General features: G+C 60.7%; 17 protein-coding genes. 12 read left to right on the forward strand and 5 right to left on the reverse strand.

The genetic code is table 11. The features are described from left to right. The first annotated feature begins 9 nt into the window (after nucleotides 1-9). The 5 genes from kdpA to AAHA41_RS18915 all read left to right on the forward strand — a co-directional run bounded on the left by kdpA (nucleotide 10) and on the right by AAHA41_RS18915 (nucleotide 7,673). A complete protein-coding gene (gene kdpA, locus AAHA41_RS18895; RefSeq protein ID WP_323069268.1) occupies nucleotides 10-1,686 on the forward strand; it encodes a potassium-transporting ATPase subunit KdpA in 1,677 nt (558 codons plus the stop codon). After that, entirely contained in the window at nucleotides 1,687-3,744 is a 2,058-nt protein-coding gene (kdpB, locus tag AAHA41_RS18900) for a potassium-transporting ATPase subunit KdpB (protein ID WP_203974136.1), read from the forward strand. 60 nt (nucleotides 3,745-3,804) lie between these two features. Beyond that, nucleotides 3,805-4,332 (forward strand): potassium-transporting ATPase subunit C, encoded by a 528-nt coding sequence (locus AAHA41_RS18905; protein WP_071914552.1) that lies wholly within the window; start codon nucleotides 3,805-3,807, stop codon nucleotides 4,330-4,332. Nucleotides 4,333-4,401: 69 nt separating this feature from the next. Beyond that, nucleotides 4,402-6,990, forward strand: coding sequence for a sensor histidine kinase KdpD (locus AAHA41_RS18910; protein ID WP_041210492.1), 2,589 nt, complete (start codon nucleotides 4,402-4,404; stop codon nucleotides 6,988-6,990). After that, a complete protein-coding gene (locus AAHA41_RS18915; protein WP_043851686.1) occupies nucleotides 6,990-7,673 on the forward strand; it encodes a response regulator in 684 nt (227 codons plus the stop codon). Before AAHA41_RS18910 ends, AAHA41_RS18915 begins: the two co-directional genes overlap by 1 nt. 4 nt (nucleotides 7,674-7,677) lie before the next feature. Here AAHA41_RS18915 and AAHA41_RS18920 read toward each other — a convergent pair whose 3' ends face one another. Beyond that, on the reverse strand, nucleotides 7,678-8,805 hold the full coding sequence (locus AAHA41_RS18920) for a multidrug effflux MFS transporter (RefSeq protein ID WP_323069264.1): 1,128 nt from the start codon (nucleotides 8,803-8,805) through the stop codon (nucleotides 7,678-7,680). A 92-nt stretch (nucleotides 8,806-8,897) separates the two neighbouring features. Between AAHA41_RS18920 and AAHA41_RS18925 the strand changes: the two genes are divergently transcribed. Next, nucleotides 8,898-9,686 (forward strand): helix-turn-helix transcriptional regulator, encoded by a 789-nt coding sequence (locus tag AAHA41_RS18925; protein WP_323069262.1) that lies wholly within the window; start codon nucleotides 8,898-8,900, stop codon nucleotides 9,684-9,686. Between the two features lie 189 nt (nucleotides 9,687-9,875). Next, nucleotides 9,876-11,126, forward strand: coding sequence for a valine--pyruvate transaminase (locus tag AAHA41_RS18930; RefSeq protein ID WP_323069261.1), 1,251 nt, complete (start codon nucleotides 9,876-9,878; stop codon nucleotides 11,124-11,126). A 72-nt stretch (nucleotides 11,127-11,198) separates the two neighbouring features. Here the strand turns inward: AAHA41_RS18930 and AAHA41_RS18935 are convergent, their stop codons facing one another. Both AAHA41_RS18935 and AAHA41_RS18940 read right to left on the reverse strand, forming a co-directional pair. Continuing rightward, on the reverse strand, nucleotides 11,199-11,639 hold the full coding sequence (locus AAHA41_RS18935; RefSeq protein ID WP_323069259.1) for an Hsp20 family protein: 441 nt from the start codon (nucleotides 11,637-11,639) through the stop codon (nucleotides 11,199-11,201). A 92-nt stretch (nucleotides 11,640-11,731) separates the two neighbouring features. Beyond that, nucleotides 11,732-12,145: an Hsp20 family protein gene (locus AAHA41_RS18940; protein WP_005339298.1), complete on the reverse strand. Its 414-nt coding sequence runs from the start codon at nucleotides 12,143-12,145 to the stop codon at nucleotides 11,732-11,734. A gap of 281 nt (nucleotides 12,146-12,426) precedes the next feature. Here AAHA41_RS18940 and AAHA41_RS18945 point away from each other — a divergent pair, with 281 nt between their 5' ends. From AAHA41_RS18945 to AAHA41_RS18965, 5 genes are all read left to right on the forward strand, one after another. Next, nucleotides 12,427-13,197, forward strand: coding sequence for an MBL fold metallo-hydrolase (locus tag AAHA41_RS18945; RefSeq protein WP_323069256.1), 771 nt, complete (start codon nucleotides 12,427-12,429; stop codon nucleotides 13,195-13,197). Between the two features lie 91 nt (nucleotides 13,198-13,288). Beyond that, on the forward strand, nucleotides 13,289-14,248 hold the full coding sequence (locus tag AAHA41_RS18950; protein ID WP_323069255.1) for a helix-turn-helix domain-containing protein: 960 nt from the start codon (nucleotides 13,289-13,291) through the stop codon (nucleotides 14,246-14,248). A 64-nt stretch (nucleotides 14,249-14,312) separates the two neighbouring features. Beyond that, the gene (locus AAHA41_RS18955) at nucleotides 14,313-15,017 is read left to right on the forward strand and encodes a YafY family protein (RefSeq protein WP_323069254.1); all 705 of its coding nucleotides are present in this window, start codon (nucleotides 14,313-14,315) and stop codon (nucleotides 15,015-15,017) included. Between the two features lie 66 nt (nucleotides 15,018-15,083). Then, on the forward strand, nucleotides 15,084-15,461 hold the full coding sequence (locus AAHA41_RS18960) for a VOC family protein (RefSeq protein WP_323069253.1): 378 nt from the start codon (nucleotides 15,084-15,086) through the stop codon (nucleotides 15,459-15,461). An 80-nt stretch (nucleotides 15,462-15,541) separates the two neighbouring features. Next, nucleotides 15,542-16,306 carry a GNAT family N-acetyltransferase gene (locus tag AAHA41_RS18965; protein WP_323069252.1) on the forward strand — a complete coding sequence of 255 codons (765 nt, stop codon included), beginning with the start codon at nucleotides 15,542-15,544 and terminating at the stop codon, nucleotides 16,304-16,306. 69 nt (nucleotides 16,307-16,375) lie between these two features. On the opposite strand, the gene gyrB is transcribed toward AAHA41_RS18965, so the two are convergent. Continuing rightward, nucleotides 16,376-18,787, reverse strand: a complete 2,412-nt coding sequence (gyrB, locus tag AAHA41_RS18970; RefSeq protein WP_323069250.1) for a DNA topoisomerase (ATP-hydrolyzing) subunit B — start codon at nucleotides 18,785-18,787, stop codon at nucleotides 16,376-16,378. Then, on the reverse strand, nucleotides 18,784-19,887 hold the full coding sequence (gene recF, locus AAHA41_RS18975) for a DNA replication/repair protein RecF (RefSeq protein WP_323069249.1): 1,104 nt from the start codon (nucleotides 19,885-19,887) through the stop codon (nucleotides 18,784-18,786). The genes gyrB and recF overlap by 4 nt, the downstream gene beginning before the upstream one ends. Between the last annotated feature and the right edge of the window lie 2 nt (nucleotides 19,888-19,889).

The following is a 19,889-nucleotide window of genomic DNA, read 5'->3' on the forward strand; positions in this document are numbered from 1 at the left end:
GAATCCGCTATGTGGCAAGAAATGATCTACCCCGTCGCATTTGTGCTGCTGGTTCTGCTGCCAGCGCCGCTGCTTGGCAATTATCTCTACCGGGTATTTGAAGGCCAGTGCCGCTGGCTGGCCCCCGTGGAGCGTGCCACCCTGTTATGTTGCGGCACGGACGGACGGGAACAGGACTGGAAGTCCTATACCCTCAGCCTGCTGGCCTTCAATGGCGCCGGCTTCGGCCTGCTGTTCCTGATCCTGATGGCGCAGGGTCTGCTGCCCCTCAACCCGCAGCAGTTGCCCGGCCTGAACTGGCAACTCGCCTTCAACACTGCGGTCAGCTTTATGACCAACACCAACTGGCAAGCCTATTCCGGTGAGGCCAGCCTCTCCTACTTCAGCCAGATGGTGGGCCTGACCACCCAGAACTTCGTCTCTGCCGCCACAGGTGCTGCCGTAGCGGTTGCGATGTTCCGCGGTATCGCCCGCCAGCAGACAACCCACCTTGGCAACTTCTGGCTGGATCTGGTGCGTTTTTGCCTCTACGTGCTGCTGCCGATGTCGCTGATCCTGGCGCTGCTGCTGGTATGGCAGGGGGTTCCGCAAAGCCTGTCAGCCTATCTGCCGTTCCACACTCTGGAAGGTCAGGAGCAGCTGCTGCCGCTCGGCCCGGCAGCTTCGCAAATTGCCATCAAGCAGCTCGGCTCCAACGGCGGCGGCTTCTTCGGCATCAACTCCGCCCACCCGTTCGAGAACCCGACCGCCCTCTCCAACTGGCTGGAGATGGTCACCCTGCTGACCCTGGCTGCCGCCATGGTCTTTACCCTGGGTCGCTATGTGAAGGACATGGCCCACAGCAGCGCTATCGTCATTGCCATGACCATCATGCTGGCACTGGGACTCTTCGTTTCCATCACTCAGGAGATGAAGCTGGATCCGGCCCTGACTCATCTTGCCAGCGAAGCGGGTAACTGGGAGGGCAAAGAGAGCCGCTTCGGCCCGGTGCTCTCCAGTATCTGGGAAGTGGCGACCACCGCTGCCTCCAACGGCTCGGTCAACTCAATGCACGACAGCTTCGCTCCGCTCTCCGGCATGGTCGCCATGATCAACATGCTACTGGGTGAGGTGGTGTTCGGCGGCGTGGGTGCCGGCATCTACGGCATGATGCTGTTCGTGCTGCTCACCGTCTTCCTGTGCGGTCTGATGGTGGGTCGTACCCCGACCTATCTGGGCAAGCGCCTCGGTATCACCGAGATGAAGTGGGTCGTCGCCAGCATGCTGGTGATGCCGGTGGGGGTTTTGGTGATCGGCGGTGTCACTCTGCTGATGCCGGATGCGGCCACTATCATCGGCCATGATGGCCCCCACGGCCTGTCACGCCTCATCTATGCCTACGCCTCGGCTGCCGGTAACAACGGCTCAGCCTTCGCCGGCTTTGCTGCCGGTGACAACTGGCAGTGCGTTGCCATCGGTCTGGCCATGCTGCTCGGTCGCTTCGGCTACATCATCCCCATCATGGCCATCGCCGGCCAGCTCGCCCGCGCTCCGCGCCAGGAGATAAGCGAGGGGGATTTCCCGATCCGCGGCCCACTCTTCATTACCCTGCTGATCATCACCGTATTGCTGATTGGCGGCCTCTCCTTCCTGCCGGTGCTGGCACTGGGCCCCGTGGCAGAACATCTGATGCTGGGAGCTTTCTAAATGAGCAAGTCCACTTCAATGAGTCCCGACACCATGCTGGTGAAGGGCAAAAAACAGCAATCGCAGATCCTGCAGGCCATGGTTGAAGCCATCTACCGCTTCAATCCCAAGGCGCTGTTTGGCAGCCCCATTCTGTTCACCCTCTGGCTGGCAGCAGTCATGGCGACGGTGGAGTCACTGCTGGGGCAGCCGTTCTCCGGCGTCGCCCCCTCGCTGGCCTGGCAGCTGACTGCCTGGCTCTGGCTCACCCTCTGGTTTGCCAACTTCGCCGAGACGCTGGCCGAAGGTCGCGGCAAGGCGCGAGCCGACAGCCTCAAGGCTGGCATGAGCCAGCTCAAGGCCCGTCGGGTGGCTAATGCAAAAGATGGTCAGGGCGAATGGGTCCCCGCCACCAGCCTGATGAAGGGTGATCTGGTGCTGGTACGCAGCGGCGAGATGATCCCGGCCGACGGCGAGGTGATCGCCGGTATCGCCTCGGTCAACGAGGCCGCCATCACCGGTGAATCTGCCCCCGTCATCCGCGAGTCGGGTACCGATCGCAGCGGTGTAACCGGCAATACCACCGTCGTTTCAGACGAGATCTGGGTACGCGTCAGCAACAATCCGGGCGAAAGCACGCTGGATCGCATGATTGCACTGGTGGAAGGGGCCAAGCGCCAGAAGACCCCCAACGAGATGGCGCTGGATGCCCTGCTGGTCGGTCTGACCCTCATCTTCCTGCTGGTGGTCGCCACCCTGCCCTGGTTCCTCGACTACAACGGCACTCAGGTCCCGCGCCTCTACCTGATCGCCCTCTTTATCACCCTGATCCCGACCACCATCGGCGGCCTGCTCTCCGCTATCGGCATTGCCGGTATGGATCGACTGGTGAAACTGAACGTGATTGCCAAATCGGGCCGGGCCGTCGAAGCGGCCGGTGACGTGCGCACCCTGCTGCTGGACAAGACCGGCACCATCACCTTCGGCAACCGGATGGCTGACGAACTGATCCCGGCACCGGGCATCGACCCGGCCCTGCTGGCACAAGCGGCCATGCTGGCCTCGCTGGGTGACAACACTCCCGAGGGTAAATCTATCCTGACCCTGGCGGGCAAGAGCCACACCAAACCGAGCCAGCTGGACGATGACAAGGTGATCCCCTTCAGCGCCGAGACCCGTCTGAGCGGACTGGATCGCAACGGTCACCAATATCGCAAGGGGGCTGTCGATGCGGTACTGAACTACCTCTCCCTCGACCGCAAAGCGGTGCCGGAGCTGGTGCTCAAGTCAGTCGACAACATCGCCCGCCAGGGTGGTACTCCGCTGCTGGTCTGTACCCATGAGCAGCTGCTGGGGGTGGTCTACCTCAAGGACATCATCAAGCCCGGCATCAAGGCCCGCTTCCAGATCCTGCGCCACATGGGGATCCGTACCGTGATGATCACCGGTGACAACCCGAAAACGGCCGCCGCCATCGCTGCCGAAGCCGGGGTGGATGACTTCATCGCCGAAGCAACGCCAGAGAAGAAGCTGGCCTATATCCGGCAGGAGCAGGCCGATGGCCGTCTGGTCGCCATGTGCGGTGACGGTGCCAACGACGCACCGGCGCTGGCACAGGCTGATGTGGGTCTGGCCATGAACGAGGGTACCCAGGCCGCCAAGGAGGCGGGCAATCTGGTGGATCTCGACTCCAACCCCACCAAGCTGCTGGATGTGGTGCTGGTCGGTAAACAGCTGCTGGTGACCCGTGGCGCCCTGACCACCTTCTCCATCGCCAACGACGTGGCCAAGTACTTTGCCATCCTGCCGGCCCTGTTCATCGCCGCCTACCCGCAACTGGGGGTACTGAACCTGATGCAGCTGGGCAGCCCGCAGAGCGCCATCCTGTCGGCCATCATCTTCAACGCCCTGATCATCGTAGCGCTGGTGCCGCTGGCCCTGCGCGGTGTCGACCTGAAGGGATCGGCCGCTAGCCTGCTGCGCCGCAACCTGCTGATCTACGGTGTCGGCGGCCTGCTGGTGCCTTTTATCGGCATCAAGCTGATCGACCTGGTCATTACCGGCCTGGGTCTGGTGTAACGGCATAACCGGGATGCGGGTCAGCCCGCATCCACACAACGAATTCGGAGCATATCCATCATGATCGCAATCAGAACCCTGCTGACCCTGACCCTGCTGCTGGGAGTGGGTTATCCGCTGGCCGTCACCGGACTGGCCCAGCTGCTCTTCCCCTGGCAAGCCAACGGCAGCCAGCTGACCGACAGCAAGCAGCAACTCATCGGTAGCGCCCTGCTGGCACAGAAATTCGAGCGGGCTGACTACTTCCACCCCCGCCCCTCCGCCAGTGATTTCAACACCATTGGCGGTAGTGCCAGCAATCTGGGGATGAGCTCACCGCTGCGGGCAGAGTTCGCCGAACAGGCCGCCAAGGCACAGCCTGAAACCAGCTCTCCTGCCATGCTGACCCGTTCCGCCTCTGGCCTCGATCCCCATCTGCCACTCGATGCGGTGCTGGCGCAGGTGGATCGCGTCGCCAGAGAACGTGGACTGGATCCCGCCCAACTGACGGAGCAGGTCAAGTCGGCCACACAAGCTGGTATCCTTGGCCCGCAGGTGGTCAACATTCTCCAGCTGAACCTGCAACTGGATCATCAAAAGGGCGCCTGAGGGCGCTCCTTGCCGATCTGGCGTTGACCTCCATTTTCGACGCGGGCAGTTGGCTCGATAGGGATAAGCATGCGTGATGAGGTAAGGGCTGACGCCCTGCTGGCAAGTCTGGAGCAAGAGCACAAGGGCAAGCTGAAAGTCTTTCTCGGGGCCGCCCCCGGCGTGGGCAAGACCTACGCCATGTTGCAGGCGGTGCGGGAACAGGCCAAGGAGGGGGTCGACATCCTGATCGGCGTGGTGGAGACCCACGGCCGGCAGGAGACGCTGGCCCTGCTCGACAAACTCGCCATCCAGCCGCGCAAGATCCACATGCACCGTCAGCAGCGGCTGGAGGAGATGGACCTCGACGGCCTGCTGGCACGCAAGCCGGCCATCGCAGTAGTGGACGAGCTGGCCCATAGCAACGCCCCTGGCAGCCGCCACGAGAAGCGCTGGCAGGATGTCGAGGAGCTGCTCAACGCCGGTATCGACGTCTATAGCACACTCAACGTCCAGCATCTGGAGAGCCTCAACGATCTGGTGTGGCAGCTGACCGGGGTCAGGGTCAAAGAGACCCTGCCCGATCAGGTTCTGCTCGATGCAGACAGCATTATCCTTATCGACCTCCCCCCCAAGGAGCTGCTCGGCCGCCTGCGCGAGGGGAAGGTTTATGTACCCCATCAGGCCAAGGCCGCCCTGCAATCCTTCTTCTCCCTCAACAACCTCACTGCATTGCGGGAGCTGGCGATGCAAACCGCAGCCAGCCATGTGGAGGGCGATCTGCAACTGCAATGGCAGGCGGCGGGCAAGACCACATTGCCGCTGCGGGGCAAGCTGATGGTCTGCCTCGGCAACCAGCACGGGGCTGCGCTGGTGCGCTATGGCCACCGCTTTGCCCAGCGTCGCCAGCTACCCTGGCTGGTAGTGCACGTGGATAGCAATGGCCGCAGCTCGGCCGACGTGGAGCAAGCGCTGGCGCTCGCCTCCCAGTTGGGCGCCAAGGTGCTGACCCTCTCCAGTCCTGCTGTCGCCAATACCCTGCTGGAGACTGCCGAGCAGCAGCAGGTCTCCCAGCTGCTGCTTGGCAAACCCCACAAGGCGCCGTGGCGTCGCTCGCTGGTGCAGCACCTGCTCAAGCAGGCACAGGGGCTGGAGATCACCCTGGTCGATACCGAGAAGCAAAAACACAGAGTGGGGATGCGCTCCCCGACACCCAAGGATATTCACCACAGCCTGCTGGCGGTAGCCATCATGGGCATCACCTCGGCCATTGCATGGGGGCTATCCTACTGGCTGCCCCCCGCAGCGTTGCCGCTCATCTTCGTTCTGGGGGTGCTGGCGACTGCCCTTACCACCAGTCTGGTGCCCGCCACGCTGGCAGCAGTGCTGGGCTTTATCGCCCACAATCTGCTCTTCACCGCCCCCTACTTCTCCCTGAGCGTCGCCAACCACAGCGACCTGCTCACCCTATTCGTGCTGCTTATCGTCGGCATGACGGCGGGGCGCCTAGCCTCCCGCCAGCGGCAACAGCTGATCGGCCTGCGCGAGACCCAGCAGCTGGGCAATGCCCTGCTCTCCCTCAGTCAGGGGCTGGCGACCGCCAACAGCCCGGAGGAGGTGCTCAGACAAGGGGCACAAGCGATCTCGCTGGCGCTTGGCCAGCCGACCGTAGTGATCGACAAGGATTTTCACGACCGACTCGGCAACGAGAAGCACAGACCCGGCCAGACCGACAAGGCGGCCATCGACTGGTGTCTGGCCCAGAAGCAGAGCGCCGGTGCCCACACCGCCACCCTCAATGCCGCCGAGGCGCAGTATCACCACCTCAGCGATGACCTGGTGATCGGTATAACGCTGGCCAATCCGCTCTCCTCCTCCGCCGAGCATCAACTTCAGGCGCTGCTCACCGACATTCGCGCCGCGCTGGCGCGGATCGACCTCAACGAGCGGCTGGCCGACAGCCAGCTGCAGGCGGAAACAGACCGGATGCGCGCCGCCCTGCTCTCCTCGGTCTCCCACGACTTGAAGACGCCGCTGGCCACCATCATGGGGGCCGGCAGCACCCTGCTGGAATATGGTGACCGGATCCCGCCGGATGATCGCAACGAACTGCTCCACTCGGTACAGGACGAGGCACGCCGCCTGCACAGCTATGTGCAAAACCTGCTGGATATGACCCGTATCGGCTCCCCCGACTTCCAGTTGAAGCGGGACTGGGTCGACCTGACCGATCTGGTGGAGAGCGCCCGCAAGCGGCTCGACTCCTCCTGGCGCCAGCACAAGCTGCTGGTACACATCGATCAGCATGTGCCCCAGCTCTATGTCCATGGCGCCCTGATCGAGCAGGTGCTGGTCAACATCCTCGACAACGCCTCCCGCTACTCGCCGGCAGGCACCCCCATCGAGTTCAAGGTGATGGTGGCCGAACCCGACCTTATCATCGATATCATCGATATCGGGGTCGGTATCGCCGAGTCGGATCGGGAGAAGATCTTCAATCTCTTCTACACCCAGCCGGTGGGCGATTGCGGCAGCCGTGGCACCGGGCTTGGCCTCGCCATTTCCCGCGCTATGATAGAGGCCCACGGCGGCAAGATTTGGGCCTTCTCCGGCCCCAATGGCAACGGCACCTGCATGCGTATCTCCCTGCCGCTCGCGCTCAATTCACCGGAGGTTTGATGGCGCACATTCTGGTCATAGATGATGAAGCGGCGATCCGCCGCTTTCTGCGGATCAGCCTGATTGCCGAGGGGCATCAGGTGAGCGAAGCGGTCAGCGTCACCGAGGGGCTGGAGCAGTATCGCCACCTCAACCCCGATCTGGTGATCCTCGATCTCGGTCTGCCGGATGGCGATGGTATTCAGGTATTGCAGGCCATTCGCGAACACCACCCCAACCCGGTGCTGGTGCTGTCGGCCCGTGATTCGGAGCAGGAGAAGGTGCGCTTGCTGGATGCCGGTGCCAACGACTACATGAGCAAGCCGTTTGGCATCGGCGAGATGATGGCCCGCATTCGCGTACTCTTGCGCCAGCGGGCTGGTGTCAGCAGTGGCGAGCGGCGCCACTTCCCCCAATGCGGCCTGACGCTCGATATCAGCAGCCACAAGGTGACCATGAAAGACGAGGAGATCCCCCTCTCTCGCAAGGAGTTCGCGCTGCTGCAGGCGTTGGTGTGCCACCCCGGCAAGCTGGTGATGCAGACCCAGCTGCTCAACGACATCTGGGGGCCAAGCCACAAGGAGGACACCCACTACCTGCGCATCGTTATCGCCAGCCTGCGTAAAAAGCTGGGGGATAACCCCCAGCAACCGACGCTTATCGAGACCGAATCAGGTATCGGCTACCGCTTTATCGGCAACTGACGTTTCACGTGGAACGACGCCCGCAGCAAAGCAGTGCCAGCAGACCGCAGCCACTCAGCAACAGGCCGAGATCCTGCAATCCGGCCGCCACCGCCAATCCCAGACTGAGCAGCAGGTAGTAACCAAGCCCGAACAGGGCGCCAGCACTGCCCGCCACCTCGCGATAGGCCAGCAGCGCCTGACTCAGCACGTTGGGGATCGCCAGTCCGAAGGCCACCACGATTCCCATCATGGGCAGCAGGAACCAGAGGCTGGCCTGAGTCGTCCAGACCAGCAGCCCGGCGACCAGTGCCAAAACGCAAGCCAGTCTGATCGGAGAGGACGGCAGCCACCCCCTCCCCAGCAGATGCTTGTTGAGCAGGCTGCCAAGCAGGGTCGCCAGCGCCAGCAAGATCCCCGAATAACCAAACTCGCTGGTGCTCAATCCCAATCCGGCAAAGAGGAACGGCGCCAGACTGTAGTAACCAAACAGCATGGTGTTGAACAGGGCGACCAGCATGGCACTGCGCCAGAGCCCGCCATCCTTCATCATCCGGCACGCCAGCGGCCAGAGTGCGACTTGCCGGGTGGTGGCCGGACGGGTTTCCGGCAGTTGCCAACAGGTAACCAGCAGCAAGCCTACCGCCAGTATCAGCAAACCGCTGAACACCCCGAGATAACCGAACCAGCTCGCCAGCTGCCCGCCACTGAGCAGCCCCAGCACCGGGCTCAGGGAGAGCGCTATGCCCATCACCGAGAAGACCCGCGCCAGATCGCTGCCCTGATAGCTATCGCGCAGCATGGTCTGGGTCACCACGGAACCCACTGCAGCGCCAAAGGCCGAGATAACCCGGGCCAGCAGCAGGGTTTCAAACTGATTAGCCAGCAGCGCCAGCAAGGTGCCGACGCCATAGGTGAGCAGACCCGCCAGCATGGCGGGACGGCGCCCGATCAGATCGCAGAGCCGTCCCCAGCAGACCACGCCCACCGCAAACGCCAGAAAATAGACCGACAGGGTCTGGGATGCCTGCCCCTCGCTCACCTGAAACTGGCTGGCGATGTGGGTCAGTACCGGGCTGTAGATGGTCTCCACAATCTGGGGAAACATCATCAATCCCACCACCAGCCAGAGCGGTGGCAACTTGTTGTTCATGACAAACCTCCTTCACAAGAGGTCGCCATTCTAGAGAGATGCCGACTGTCTGATTACAATAAGCAGGACTATAAACATCAAAAATCGGACATATGGCCTTTATTCTTCCCGATCACCCTTTTGACCCCGACCAGCTGACGGGCAGCGTGATCGGCATCGCCTCCGCCCTCGGCTGGCACGACTCGGGCCTGCATCAACATCAACGCCATCAGCTGCTGTTCGCCCAATCCGGCTGCATGACCATGGAGCTGGAAGGTCGGGTCTGCCTGCTGCCACCCACCCGCGCCGCCTGGCTGCCAGCGGGCACCGCCCACAGGATCTTGATGCGCGGTGTGGTGGCCTACCGCTCTCTCTACTTCCAACCGCACCCCGAGTTGCCCGGCACGGTAGAGGTGTTGGCGGTCAATCCGCTGCTGCACGAACTGATCGAACGGATGGCGCTCTGGCCGTGGGACAAACCGCAAGAGCAGCAACAACGGACGGTGGCACTGTTTATGGAGGAGTTGGGGCAGGCGCCGCGGGAGTCGTGGCAGTTGCCGCTGCCAACCGATCCCAGACTGGGCGACTGGCTACAGCAGTTGAAGCGGGGGGATGCCCTGCCGGAGCGGCTAAATCAGTTAGCCGGACAGATTGGTGCCAGCGACAAAACCATTGGCCGTATCTTTATGCGGGAGACCGGCATGAGCTACCAAGCCTGGCGTCAGCAGTGGCGACTGCTGCGGGGGATGGAGCTGTTGGCCGAGGGACAATCCATCAGTCGCATATCCTCAGCTCTGGAGTTTTCCAGCGACAGCGCCTTTATCAGCTTCTTCAGGCAACACACCGGGCAGACTCCTGCACGCTACATCACTCCCCACCAGAGAGACGCTACAACCAGCTGATTTGGTTCAAATAAATCCATTTTTCCTGTGCGCTTGTCAGGTTAATGTTTCTTTCGAAACTGCTGTGCTTCAGCGCTTAATTTTTATGCCATGTTCCACGTGGAACGTCCCATCTTTTTGATCGACACCCGCTTTTAAACTGAGCTATGGTGCTACATCCCCGTAAATCAAATCTGGATCTGTCACTGAATGGAATTTTCCTTGTTCGGCGAGAAGTTCACTCGCCACGCCGGTATTACCCAACTCATGGATGACCTCAATCAGGGGCTGACCAATCCGGACGCCATCATGCTGGGTGGCGGCAATCCGGCCCCCATCCCCGCCATGCTGGAACGCTTTCAGGCCGAGGCCAAAACCCTGCTCGACAACGGCGAACTGGTGAAGGCGATGGCCAACTACGATGGCCCGCAAGGCAAAGACAGGTTCACCAGGGCGCTAGCCGGACTGCTCAGCAAGGAGCTGGGCTGGGATATCTCAGCTCGCAATATCGCCCTGACCAACGGCAGCCAGAATGCCTTCTTCTACCTGTTCAACCTGCTGGCTGGTGAATTTTCCGATGGCCGTAAGAAGAAGGTGCTGTTCCCGCTCGCCCCCGAATACATCGGCTATGCCGACTCGGCGCTAGCAGACGACTACTTCGTGGCCTACAAGCCCACCATTGAGAAGCTGCCCGATGGCCAGTTCAAATACCACGTGGATTTCGAGAGCCTGCAGGTGGGTGACGATATCGGGGTGATCTGCGTCTCCCGCCCGACCAACCCCACCGGCAACGTGCTGACCGACGAAGAGATCGAACACCTCGATCAGATCGCCCGCGACAAGGGGATCCCGCTGCTGATCGACAACGCCTACGGCGTCCCCTTCCCGGGCATCATCTTCAGCGAAGCCAAGCCGTTCTGGAATGCCAACACAATCCTCTGCATGAGCCTCTCCAAGCTCGGCTTGCCGGGCACCCGCTGCGGCATCGTCATCGCTGACGAGAAGATCATTCAGGCCATCACCAACCTGAGCGGCATCATCAATCTGGCGCCGGGCAGTCTGGGGCCTGCTATCACCATCCCGATGATCGAGAGCGGCGAGATCATCGCCCTCAGCGAACAGGTGGTGAAGCCCTTCTATCAGCAGAAGGCGGAGCTGGCGGTGCAGCTGTTGCGCGAAGCGATCCCCGACCCGCGCTTCCACATTCACAAGCCGGAAGGCGCCCTCTTCCTCTGGCTCTGGTTTGAAGATTTGCCGATCCACTGTCAGGAGCTCTATGAGCGACTGAAGGCGAAGAACCTGCTGATCGTGCCGGGTCACTACTTCTTCCCCGGTATCGATGACCCTGAGTGGCGCCACAGCCAGGAGTGCATCCGCCTCAACTACTCCCAGAGCGAGGAGCTGGTGCGCCGCGGCATCGCCATTCTGGCCGACGAAATCAATGCCCTCTACGCCGGCTAAGTCAGTCCGGCCAGCCAAAAACAGAAAGGCCTGCAGATGCAGGCCTTTGTTGTCTGTCGCGATCCGGTTTACTTAGCCGGGCAGCGCCAGCTGCTCGGGTTTGCCTATCGGGATGGCGCGGGGCTTGAGCGCCTCCGGCAGCTCGCGTGCCAGATCGATGGTCAGCAGACCATGCTCCAGCTTGGCGCCCTGCACTTCCACGTGCTGGCTCAGCTTGAAGGCGAGCTCGAAGTCACGCTCGGCAATCCCCTGATGGAGGAACTGACGCTCACCGGCCGCAGCCCCTTTGCGCCCCTTCACCTTGAGGGCGCCGTTTTCGGTCTCCAGCTCCAGCTCTTCGCGCTCGAAGCCAGCCACGGCGACCGTGATGCGATAGCCATCCTGATCGCGCTTCTCAATGTTGTACGGGGGGTAAGCGGCGGTCTTCTGCTCAAACAGACCTTCCAGCTCACGGGCCATCCGCTCGAAGCCGACGGCGTTGGAATAGAGATGAGAAAAATCGAGGTTACGCATAATCCTATCCTTCTAATAAGCAACAGGTTCAACTCTCCACAGGCCCGTCATCGGCACCCGGGAAATTTTAAAATTTCAGTGAATTCAGGCTATCAGCCGTTGATCTCGATCTTGCGCGGCTTCATAGCCTCGGGCACTTCACGCACCAGCTCGATGTGCAGCAAGCCGTTTTTCAGGTCGGCCCCTTTCACCCGCACATAGTCGGCCAGCTGGAAGCGACGCTCGAAACCACGTTCGGCAATCCCCTGATAGAGATAGTTGCGCCCGGTGTCGGCCTGCTTGTTGCCCTTCACCGTCAACAGATTTTCCTGGAAGCTCAGCTCCAGCTCTTCCTGGGTAAAGCCCGCTACCGCCATGCTGATGCGGTAGTCGTTGTCACCCAACTGCTCGATGTTGTAGGGGGGATAACCGGCATTGCCATTGCTGGCCGCAGATTCGATGAGATTGGCCAGACGATCGAAACCGATGGCAGAACGATAGAGCGGAGAAAAGTCGATAGAACGCATAGTATTACCCTCTTGTGAGCGATAACGGATTGTTTGCCCTCCTTATGGACGGGCGCCTGGTCGAAACCTCTGTCGAGCGTTCCGGCCTTGTTACCTATATAGGGGCTCACTTTTTCCTTTCAAGGGGATTTTTTCAAATTTTTTAAATGGCCGCGCCGACCTGTAGAACATCAACCTGTTGGCCCGATAGTGATGATAATCGACCCGTGGGCCACTGATGGCAACTCGCTCCGTCTCCCATAATTGGTTGCATATCCACCAGCCAACATGGAGCCATACCCATGAAGATTACCCAGGTTCGCAACGCCACCTTGCTGCTCGACTATGCCGGCACCCGCTTTCTGATCGACCCCATGCTCTCGGCCAAAGGGGCCTTCCCCGGCTTTGAGGGCACCGCCAACAGCCAGCTGCGCAATCCGCTGGTCGAGCTGCCGCTGCCGCTCGATGAGCTGGTCGATGTGGATGCCGTTATCGTCACCCACGACCATCCCGACCACTGGGATGACGCCGCCAGAGCGCTAATCCCCAAACATCTGCCGCTCTTGGTACAACATCAGAAAGATGCCGATGCCATTCGTGCCAGTGGCTTTGAGGATGTGCGCCTGCTGAGCGACCAGCCCGAGTTTGCCGGCATTCACCTGCAGCAGACCGGTGGCCAGCACGGCAGCGACCAGTTGATGGCGGTATTGGGCGAGCGCATGGGAGAAGTGTGCGGCGTGGTCTTCTCCCACCCCGATGAACAGTGCCTCTATCTGGCCGGTGACACCATCTGGCATCCCCGGGTCGAGCAAGCCCTGCAACAGCATCAACCCGAGGTCATCATCCTCAACTGTGGCGATGCACAGGTGCCCGGGCTCGGTTCCATCATCATGGGCAAGGAGGATGTCGCCGCCGTTTATCAGGCCGCACCGCAGGCCACGCTGATCGCCAGCCATATGGAGGCGGTCAATCACGCCGTGCTGTCACGCCAGGAGCTGCACGACTATCTGGCGGAACGGGGCATGATGGATCGGGTACGGGTGCCGCAAGATGGCGAGGCGATATCACTGTGATCCACAAGAGGGCCATGCCAGAGATGGCCCTTCGGCTTTCACTGCCGAACGCTTATGATGAGGGGTCTGCGCGCAGAGAGGAGCCAACACCATGCCCACCCCGATCGTTGCCGTGGTGACCTTCGATCACTTCAGCCCTTTTCACTGCGCCGTCCCCTGCCTCATCTTCGGCGATATCCTGCCGGGCCAGCCGCTGTTCGAGCTCAAGATCTGCTGCGGCGATGGCAACCCTCATTCACACTCGGCGCAAGGCTTCACCATTCAAGCTCCCCATGGGCTGGAGGTGCTGGCCGAGGCGGAGATCATCGTCATCCCCTTTTGGCACGACCCGACAGCACGGCCACCCGCAGCACTGCTCGATGCCCTGATTGCCGCCAGAGCCAGAGGTGCACGGCTGGTCGGGCTCTGTCTCGGCACCTATGTGCTCGCCTACACCGGGCTGCTCAATGGTCGCAAGGCATCGACCCACTGGGAGTACGAACAGGATTTCTGCCGCCGCTTTCCCTCCGTGCAGCTCGATACCAACGCCCTCTATGTCGATGACGAGGGGCTGGTCACCTCGGCAGGCACTGCCGCCGGGCTGGACTGCTGCCTCTATATGGTACGCCAGTACCACGGCTCGGCCATCGCCAACAAGGTGGCACGGCGGCTGGTGATCCCGCCCCACCGGGAAGGGGGGCAGGCCCAGTTTATCGAGCAGCCGGTGCCCGCCTCCACCCGCGATGTCAGGATGAACCAGTTGCTCGATCACCTGCGTGCCCATCTGGCCGAGCCTCACACCCTGGACTCTCTGGCAGCCCATACCCTGATGAGTCGGCGCACCTTTACCCGCCGTTTTCATCAGGCAACTGGCCTCTCGGTGGGTGAATGGCTGCTGGCGGAACGGCTCAGGCGCAGTCAGGAGCTGCTGGAGGTAAGCGGCCATTCCATCGATCGCATTGCCGAGCTGGTCGGCTTCAAGAGTGCCACCTCCCTGCGCAATCACTTTCGTGCTCGCTTTGCCATCTCCCCCAGCGAGTGGCGACGCTCTTTTCGTGGCCATAACTCCTGATGATGCCCGCTGTACCCGCTCACTCCGCTATGGCAGGCTAACCAGAGACCCGAGGAGTCATTCCATGTCCCGTTCCGAACGCCTGCTGGCCCTGCTCCAGTTGCTGCGCGGCCATCGCTACGCCATCACAGGTGCGGAGCTGGCCAGCCAGCTTGGCATCAGCCTGCGCACCCTCTACCGGGATATCGCCACCCTGCAGGCACAAGGCGCCCATATCGAGGGTGAACCCGGGATCGGCTATGTGTTGCGTCCCGGCTTCATGCTGCCGCCATTGATGTTCAGCGAAGAGGAGCTGGATGCGCTGGTGCTGGGGTCACGTTGGGTCGTCGCCCATGGTGATGGAGCCTTGAGTGCATCGGCCAGCAGTGCGCTGGCCAAGATAGAAGCCGTGCTGCCCGCCGACTATCGCCAGCAGCTCCAGAGCAATGCCCTGCTGATCGGCACCTCCCGCAGCGACAGCCTCACCGATGAAGCCCCGCTGCGCTGCGCCATCCGCCAGCAACGCAAGGTGATCCTGGGCTATCGCGATCTCAAAGATGAGGCCTCTGAGCGCACCGTCTGGCCCTTTGCCCTCGGCTACTTCGAACAGGTACGGGTACTGGTGGCCTGGTGCGAACTGCGTCAGGGCTTTCGCCACTTTCGGGTAGATCGCATCACCCGGATGCAACCGCAAGATTGCCGCTATCCAAAAAGCAGAGAGAGCCTGCTGAAGGAGTGGCGCGCCACCCAGCAGATCCCGCAGCCGAAATTCATTGCTGACAGAAACTGACAGCAGGTAGCGCCATGCTGACAGGGTCGGCGCCAATGCGCCATCTCATCAGCAAGGAGCATCACCATGTTAGTCCCCCAATTCACCATCCTCTACGTTGCCAACCCGACCCGCAGCGCGCTCTTCTACCGCGAGCTGTTCGGTCGCCAGCCGGTGGAGGAGTCACCTACCTTTGCCATGTTCGTGTTCGAATCGGGCGCCAGACTGGCACTCTGGTCCAACGCCACAGTTGAACCTGCCGTGACCCAAACGGCCGGAGCGATGGAGCTGGCCTTCGCCCTCCCCGATGATAATGCCGTCGATCGCCTGTCAGCCGAATGGCTGGCGCGCGGGCTCACCCTGATCCAGGCGCCGACCAAGATGGAGTTTGGCTACACCTGCATGGCCCTCGATCCGGATGGCCATCGTCTGCGCCTCTACTGCCCGGCACCTGAGCTGAGGTAATCCGGTTCAATGTTCCACGTGGAACGACCCTATCCGATCGGCTGTGTTATCATCTGCGCGCATCTTTTTATGGATAAACAATGACCACTCGACATAATCCACTCAAACTGTATCAGCCAGATAACTGCACAGCCGATAAACTGAGCGAGAAGCAGTTGGCACTTTTTTCCCTGCTGCAACTGCGTGAGCAGGAGTTTGGCTTCAACCCCAACGTCATCGTCCACTACCCGGAAGCCAGCTTTCTCGGTACTCCGCTCGATTATCTGGATCAGCTGATCGATGAACAACGGCAGCAGGGCCACCTCATCAATGAGGTGGTGATACTCACCACGTATCAGGAGCTCTATACCCCTCTCACTCAAAGCGGTTATCAGCACGAAGCCGTTCATATGCCCGCAGGCCCGGATCACACTGCAATATTCAGAGCGCATTGCGGTTCTCAGCCAGCAGGCAAAATCCTCTATATCGAAGCGGTCAACGAGCAGGATCCCAAAATCCGGCCGACCTTTGTTTTGATGCTGCATGATGAGAATGGTGAACTGCAGGGAGGTATGTCCGGGTCTATCTACTCCACAGACAATCGGCGATACGCCTATATCGGCACTGTGGTGGTGCAACCTGGGCAACCCGCAGGAACCGGCACCCTGCTCGCCAATACCGTGCAGGAGTACCTGACGCAGCAAGGGGTTTACGAGGTCAATCTCGGTACCCAGACCGCCGAGCCTTTCTATACCAAGCTGGGGTTCAGGGTTATCCACCACATAGTGCCAGCGTTGCGTCATCGCACGGCTAGCGATGACGCTGTGCTACCCCACAACCTGGTCATCATGAGCAAAATGCTCTGATAAAGCAGACTGCAGATGTAAAAAAGCCGCTCTTGTGAGCGGCTTTTTATTGCAATCAGCGAGTCTGAATTAGACGTCGAGGTTGGCTACGCGCAGGGCGTTGGTCTCGATAAAGTCGCGACGCGGCTCTACTGCATCACCCATCAGGGTGGAGAAGAGCTGGTCGGCACCGACGGCATCATCGATGGTGACGCGCAGCATGCGACGGGCTTCCGGATCCATGGTGGTTTCCCACAGCTGGTCCGGGTTCATCTCGCCCAGCCCTTTATAGCGCTGGATGTAGATGCCACGTTTGCCTTCGCCCATCAGCCACTCGACCGCTTCTACGAAGCTGGAGACCGGCTTCACCTTCTCGCCACGCTTGATGTAACCACCTTCCTCGATCAGGTTGGCGATCTCCTTGCCCAGCGAGACCAACTGACGGTACTCGGAGGATTGCAGGAAGTCATAGCTGATCGGGTATTCGCGGTCGACACCGTGCTGACGTACCACGGCATGCGGCACGAACAGACGGCGCTCTTCATCGCGGCGAACCTGCATCTGATACTGGATACCCTGGTTGCTCTCGTTGAGCACGGCTTCCATACCATGACACCAGGCCAGCAGATCGCTCTCGCTGTTCAGCAGCGCTTCGTTCAGCTCCGGCTGATAGATCAGCTGGGTCAGTACAGCTTCCGGTGCACGACGAGACATGCGGGTGATCAGGTGAGTCACCGAGCGGTGCTGGTTGACCAGACGCTCCAGCGCCTCGCCACCGATGGCCGGGGCAGACTCATTGACGTGCAGGGTCGCACCGTCCAGCGCCATGGCGGTCTGGTACTGCAGCAGCGCATCTTCGTCTTTCAGATACTGCTCCTGCTTGCCCTTCTTCACCTTGTAGAGCGGCGGCTGGGCGATATAGACATAGCCACGCTCGATGATTTCCGGCATCTGACGATAGAAGAAGGTCAGCAGCAGGGTTCGGATGTGCGCACCATCGACGTCCGCATCGGTCATGATGATGATGTTGTGATAACGCAGCTTGTCCGGGTTGTACTCGTCGCGACCGATACCGCAGCCCAGTGCGGTGATCAGGGTGCCCACCTCTTGGGAGGAGATCATCTTGTCGAAACGGGCCTTCTCCACGTTCAGGATCTTGCCCTTGAGCGGCAGAATGGCCTGGTTTTTACGGTTGCGACCCTGCTTGGCGGAACCGCCAGCAGAGTCCCCTTCCACTATGTAGAGTTCGGAGAGAGCCGGGTCTTTTTCCTGACAGTCAGCCAGCTTGCCGGGCAGACCGGCGATATCCAGCGCGCCTTTGCGGCGGGTCAGTTCGCGGGCCTTGCGGGCTGCTTCACGGGCACGGGCCGCATCGATGATCTTGTTGACCACGATCTTGGCATCACCCGGGTTTTCCAGCAGGAAGTCGGCCAGCTTCTCACCCATCGCCTGCTCGACAGCAGTCTTCACTTCGGAAGAGACCAGCTTGTCCTTGGTCTGGGAGGAGAACTTGGGATCCGGCACCTTGACGGAGATAACGGCAATCAGACCTTCACGCACGTCATCACCGCTGGCGGCAGATTTGGCCTTCTTGCTGTAGTCCTCTTTCTCCATGTAGGAGTTGAGGGTACGAGTCAGCGCGGTACGGAAACCAACGAGGTGGGTACCACCATCGCGCTGCGGAATGTTGTTGGTGAAGCAGTAGACCCCTTCCTGATAGGCGTCATTCCACTGCATCGCTACTTCCACACCGATGCCATCCTGTTCAGTGGTGAAGTGGAACACCTTCGGGTGGATCGGGGTTTTGTTCTGGTTCAGGTACTCAACGAACGCCTTGATGCCGCCTTCGTAGCAGAAGTGCGCCTCGCGGCCATCACGCTCATCCATCAGACGAATGGAAACGCCGGAGTTGAGGAAAGAGAGTTCGCGCAGACGCTTGGCCAGGATCTCGTAGTGGAACAGGGTGTCGCTGAAGATGGTCGGGCTCGGCCAGAAGCGAACTTCGGTCCCGGTGCCAGTGCTGTCGCCGATCTGCTTGAGCGGAGCCTGCGGCTCACCCAGATGATAGGTCTGTTCGTAGACGTGGCCGTTACGACGAATGGTCAGCAGCAGCTTGTCAGAGAGTGCGTTAACAACAGAAACGCCGACGCCGTGCAGACCACCGGAAACCTTGTAGGAGTTGTCATCGAACTTACCGCCAGCGTGCAGCACGGTCATGATGACTTCGGCAGCGGAGCGGCCCTCTTCCGGGTGAATATCGACCGGAATACCACGGCCGTTATCGCGCACGGAGACGGAGCCATCGGAATGGATCTTGACCTGAATATCGGAGCAGTAGCCAGCGAGCGCCTCGTCAATGGAGTTATCGACGACTTCGAACACCATGTGGTGCAGACCCGAGCCATCATCCGTATCGCCGATATACATCCCCGGGCGCTTGCGGACCGCATCCAGGCCCTTCAGCACCTTGATATTCGAGGAGTCGTAAGTATTTTCACTCATAGCTTACTCTCTGCCTTCTCTAACGTTTCGGAGATCTTGCCTTGTTCCACGTGGAACAACTTGCAGTCATTCGCATCCATCATGTCTGCGAGCTGACCGGTATCGATGGCGGTGATAAACACCTGGGACGCGCACTGCTTCAGCCTTGCGGCCAGGAGGCGACGCTTCTCGACATCCAGTTCAGAGGCAAAATCGTCAATTAAAAAAATACAGCCACGGCTGCTATGTTGATTCAAATAGAGCCCTTGGGCCAAGCGCATGGCACAAACCAGCAGCTTGAGCTGACCCCGGGACAAAATATCCTGCGCAGGCACCCCGTTCGCCTTGAGGCGCACATCGGCTTTCTGCGGACCGACACCGGTGTAGCCCAGCGCCCGATCCCGCTCAAACCACGCCTCCAGCAGTTCGTTGAGGGGGGTATCTTTCTCCCAGCCCCGGTAAAAACCAAGACTGATATCGAATTCCGGCAGAAAATCCGCCGTCATCTCCTTGATCAGGGGCGTAATGGCCTGACAATAACTGGCGCGAAAGCCTGCCAGTTCACCACCCAGCCGCACCAGCTCCTGATCCCAGAACGCCAGCTGGCGATATTGGGTGCTCTGGCGCAGCAGCGCATTACGCTGTTTCAGCAGCCGCCGCACCCGCCCCCACAGGGCGAAGAAGGTGGGTTCCTGATGAAACACCCCCCAATCGAGCCAGGCCCGACGAGCCTGCGGCCCCCCGGTCAACAGATTGAAGCCATCCGGATGGATGAGTTGCACCGGCAGCAGTTCGGCCAGATCGGCCAATCGCTGCGCCTGCGTCCCGGCAATCTTGAGCTGGGTCTCGCCACTCTTGTCCTTGGCAAGACCGATAGGCACCTGACGCCCATCCAGTTCGCACTGGGCAAACAGGGTAAACGCCCTCTCCCCCTGGCGGATAACCCGCCCGGTCAGATGAGTGCGAAAGGAGCGCCCCAGACCAAGGTAGTGAATGGCTTCCAGCACGCTGGTCTTGCCGCTGCCATTGCACCCGACCAAAATATTGAGGCCGGGTGACAACGCGAGACTGGCTTGCTGGATATTGCGAAAGTCGCTGAGCTGGAGTTTGACCAGAGACACGA

It is taken from the genome of Aeromonas sp. SER, from assembly GCF_038739615.1.
In the GTDB taxonomy this organism is placed as follows: Bacteria; Pseudomonadota; Gammaproteobacteria; order Enterobacterales; family Aeromonadaceae; genus Aeromonas; species Aeromonas jandaei.

What these genes read in the sequence shown, in the direction of transcription:
- AAHA41_RS18945 (WP_323069256.1), top strand. Translation starts at nt 12,427, where the DNA reads ATGAAGATTACCCAGGTTCGCAACGCCACCTTGCTGCTCGACTATGCC.
- kdpB (WP_203974136.1), top strand. Translation starts at nt 1,687, where the DNA reads ATGAGCAAGTCCACTTCAATGAGTCCCGACACCATGCTGGTGAAGGGC.
- AAHA41_RS18905 (WP_071914552.1), top strand. Translation starts at nt 3,805, where the DNA reads ATGATCGCAATCAGAACCCTGCTGACCCTGACCCTGCTGCTGGGAGTG.
- AAHA41_RS18960 (WP_323069253.1), top strand. Translation starts at nt 15,084, where the DNA reads ATGTTAGTCCCCCAATTCACCATCCTCTACGTTGCCAACCCGACCCGC.
- AAHA41_RS18965 (WP_323069252.1), top strand. Translation starts at nt 15,542, where the DNA reads ATGACCACTCGACATAATCCACTCAAACTGTATCAGCCAGATAACTGC.
- AAHA41_RS18915 (WP_043851686.1), top strand. Translation starts at nt 6,990, where the DNA reads ATGGCGCACATTCTGGTCATAGATGATGAAGCGGCGATCCGCCGCTTT.
- AAHA41_RS18950 (WP_323069255.1), top strand. Translation starts at nt 13,289, where the DNA reads ATGCCCACCCCGATCGTTGCCGTGGTGACCTTCGATCACTTCAGCCCT.
- AAHA41_RS18920 (WP_323069264.1), bottom strand. Translation starts at nt 8,805, where the DNA reads ATGAACAACAAGTTGCCACCGCTCTGGCTGGTGGTGGGATTGATGATG.
- gyrB (WP_323069250.1), bottom strand. Translation starts at nt 18,787, where the DNA reads ATGAGTGAAAATACTTACGACTCCTCGAATATCAAGGTGCTGAAGGGC.
- kdpA (WP_323069268.1), top strand. Translation starts at nt 10, where the DNA reads ATGTGGCAAGAAATGATCTACCCCGTCGCATTTGTGCTGCTGGTTCTG.
- AAHA41_RS18910 (WP_041210492.1), top strand. Translation starts at nt 4,402, where the DNA reads ATGCGTGATGAGGTAAGGGCTGACGCCCTGCTGGCAAGTCTGGAGCAA.
- AAHA41_RS18935 (WP_323069259.1), bottom strand. Translation starts at nt 11,639, where the DNA reads ATGCGTAACCTCGATTTTTCTCATCTCTATTCCAACGCCGTCGGCTTC.
- AAHA41_RS18940 (WP_005339298.1), bottom strand. Translation starts at nt 12,145, where the DNA reads ATGCGTTCTATCGACTTTTCTCCGCTCTATCGTTCTGCCATCGGTTTC.
- AAHA41_RS18925 (WP_323069262.1), top strand. Translation starts at nt 8,898, where the DNA reads ATGGCCTTTATTCTTCCCGATCACCCTTTTGACCCCGACCAGCTGACG.
- AAHA41_RS18930 (WP_323069261.1), top strand. Translation starts at nt 9,876, where the DNA reads ATGGAATTTTCCTTGTTCGGCGAGAAGTTCACTCGCCACGCCGGTATT.
- AAHA41_RS18955 (WP_323069254.1), top strand. Translation starts at nt 14,313, where the DNA reads ATGTCCCGTTCCGAACGCCTGCTGGCCCTGCTCCAGTTGCTGCGCGGC.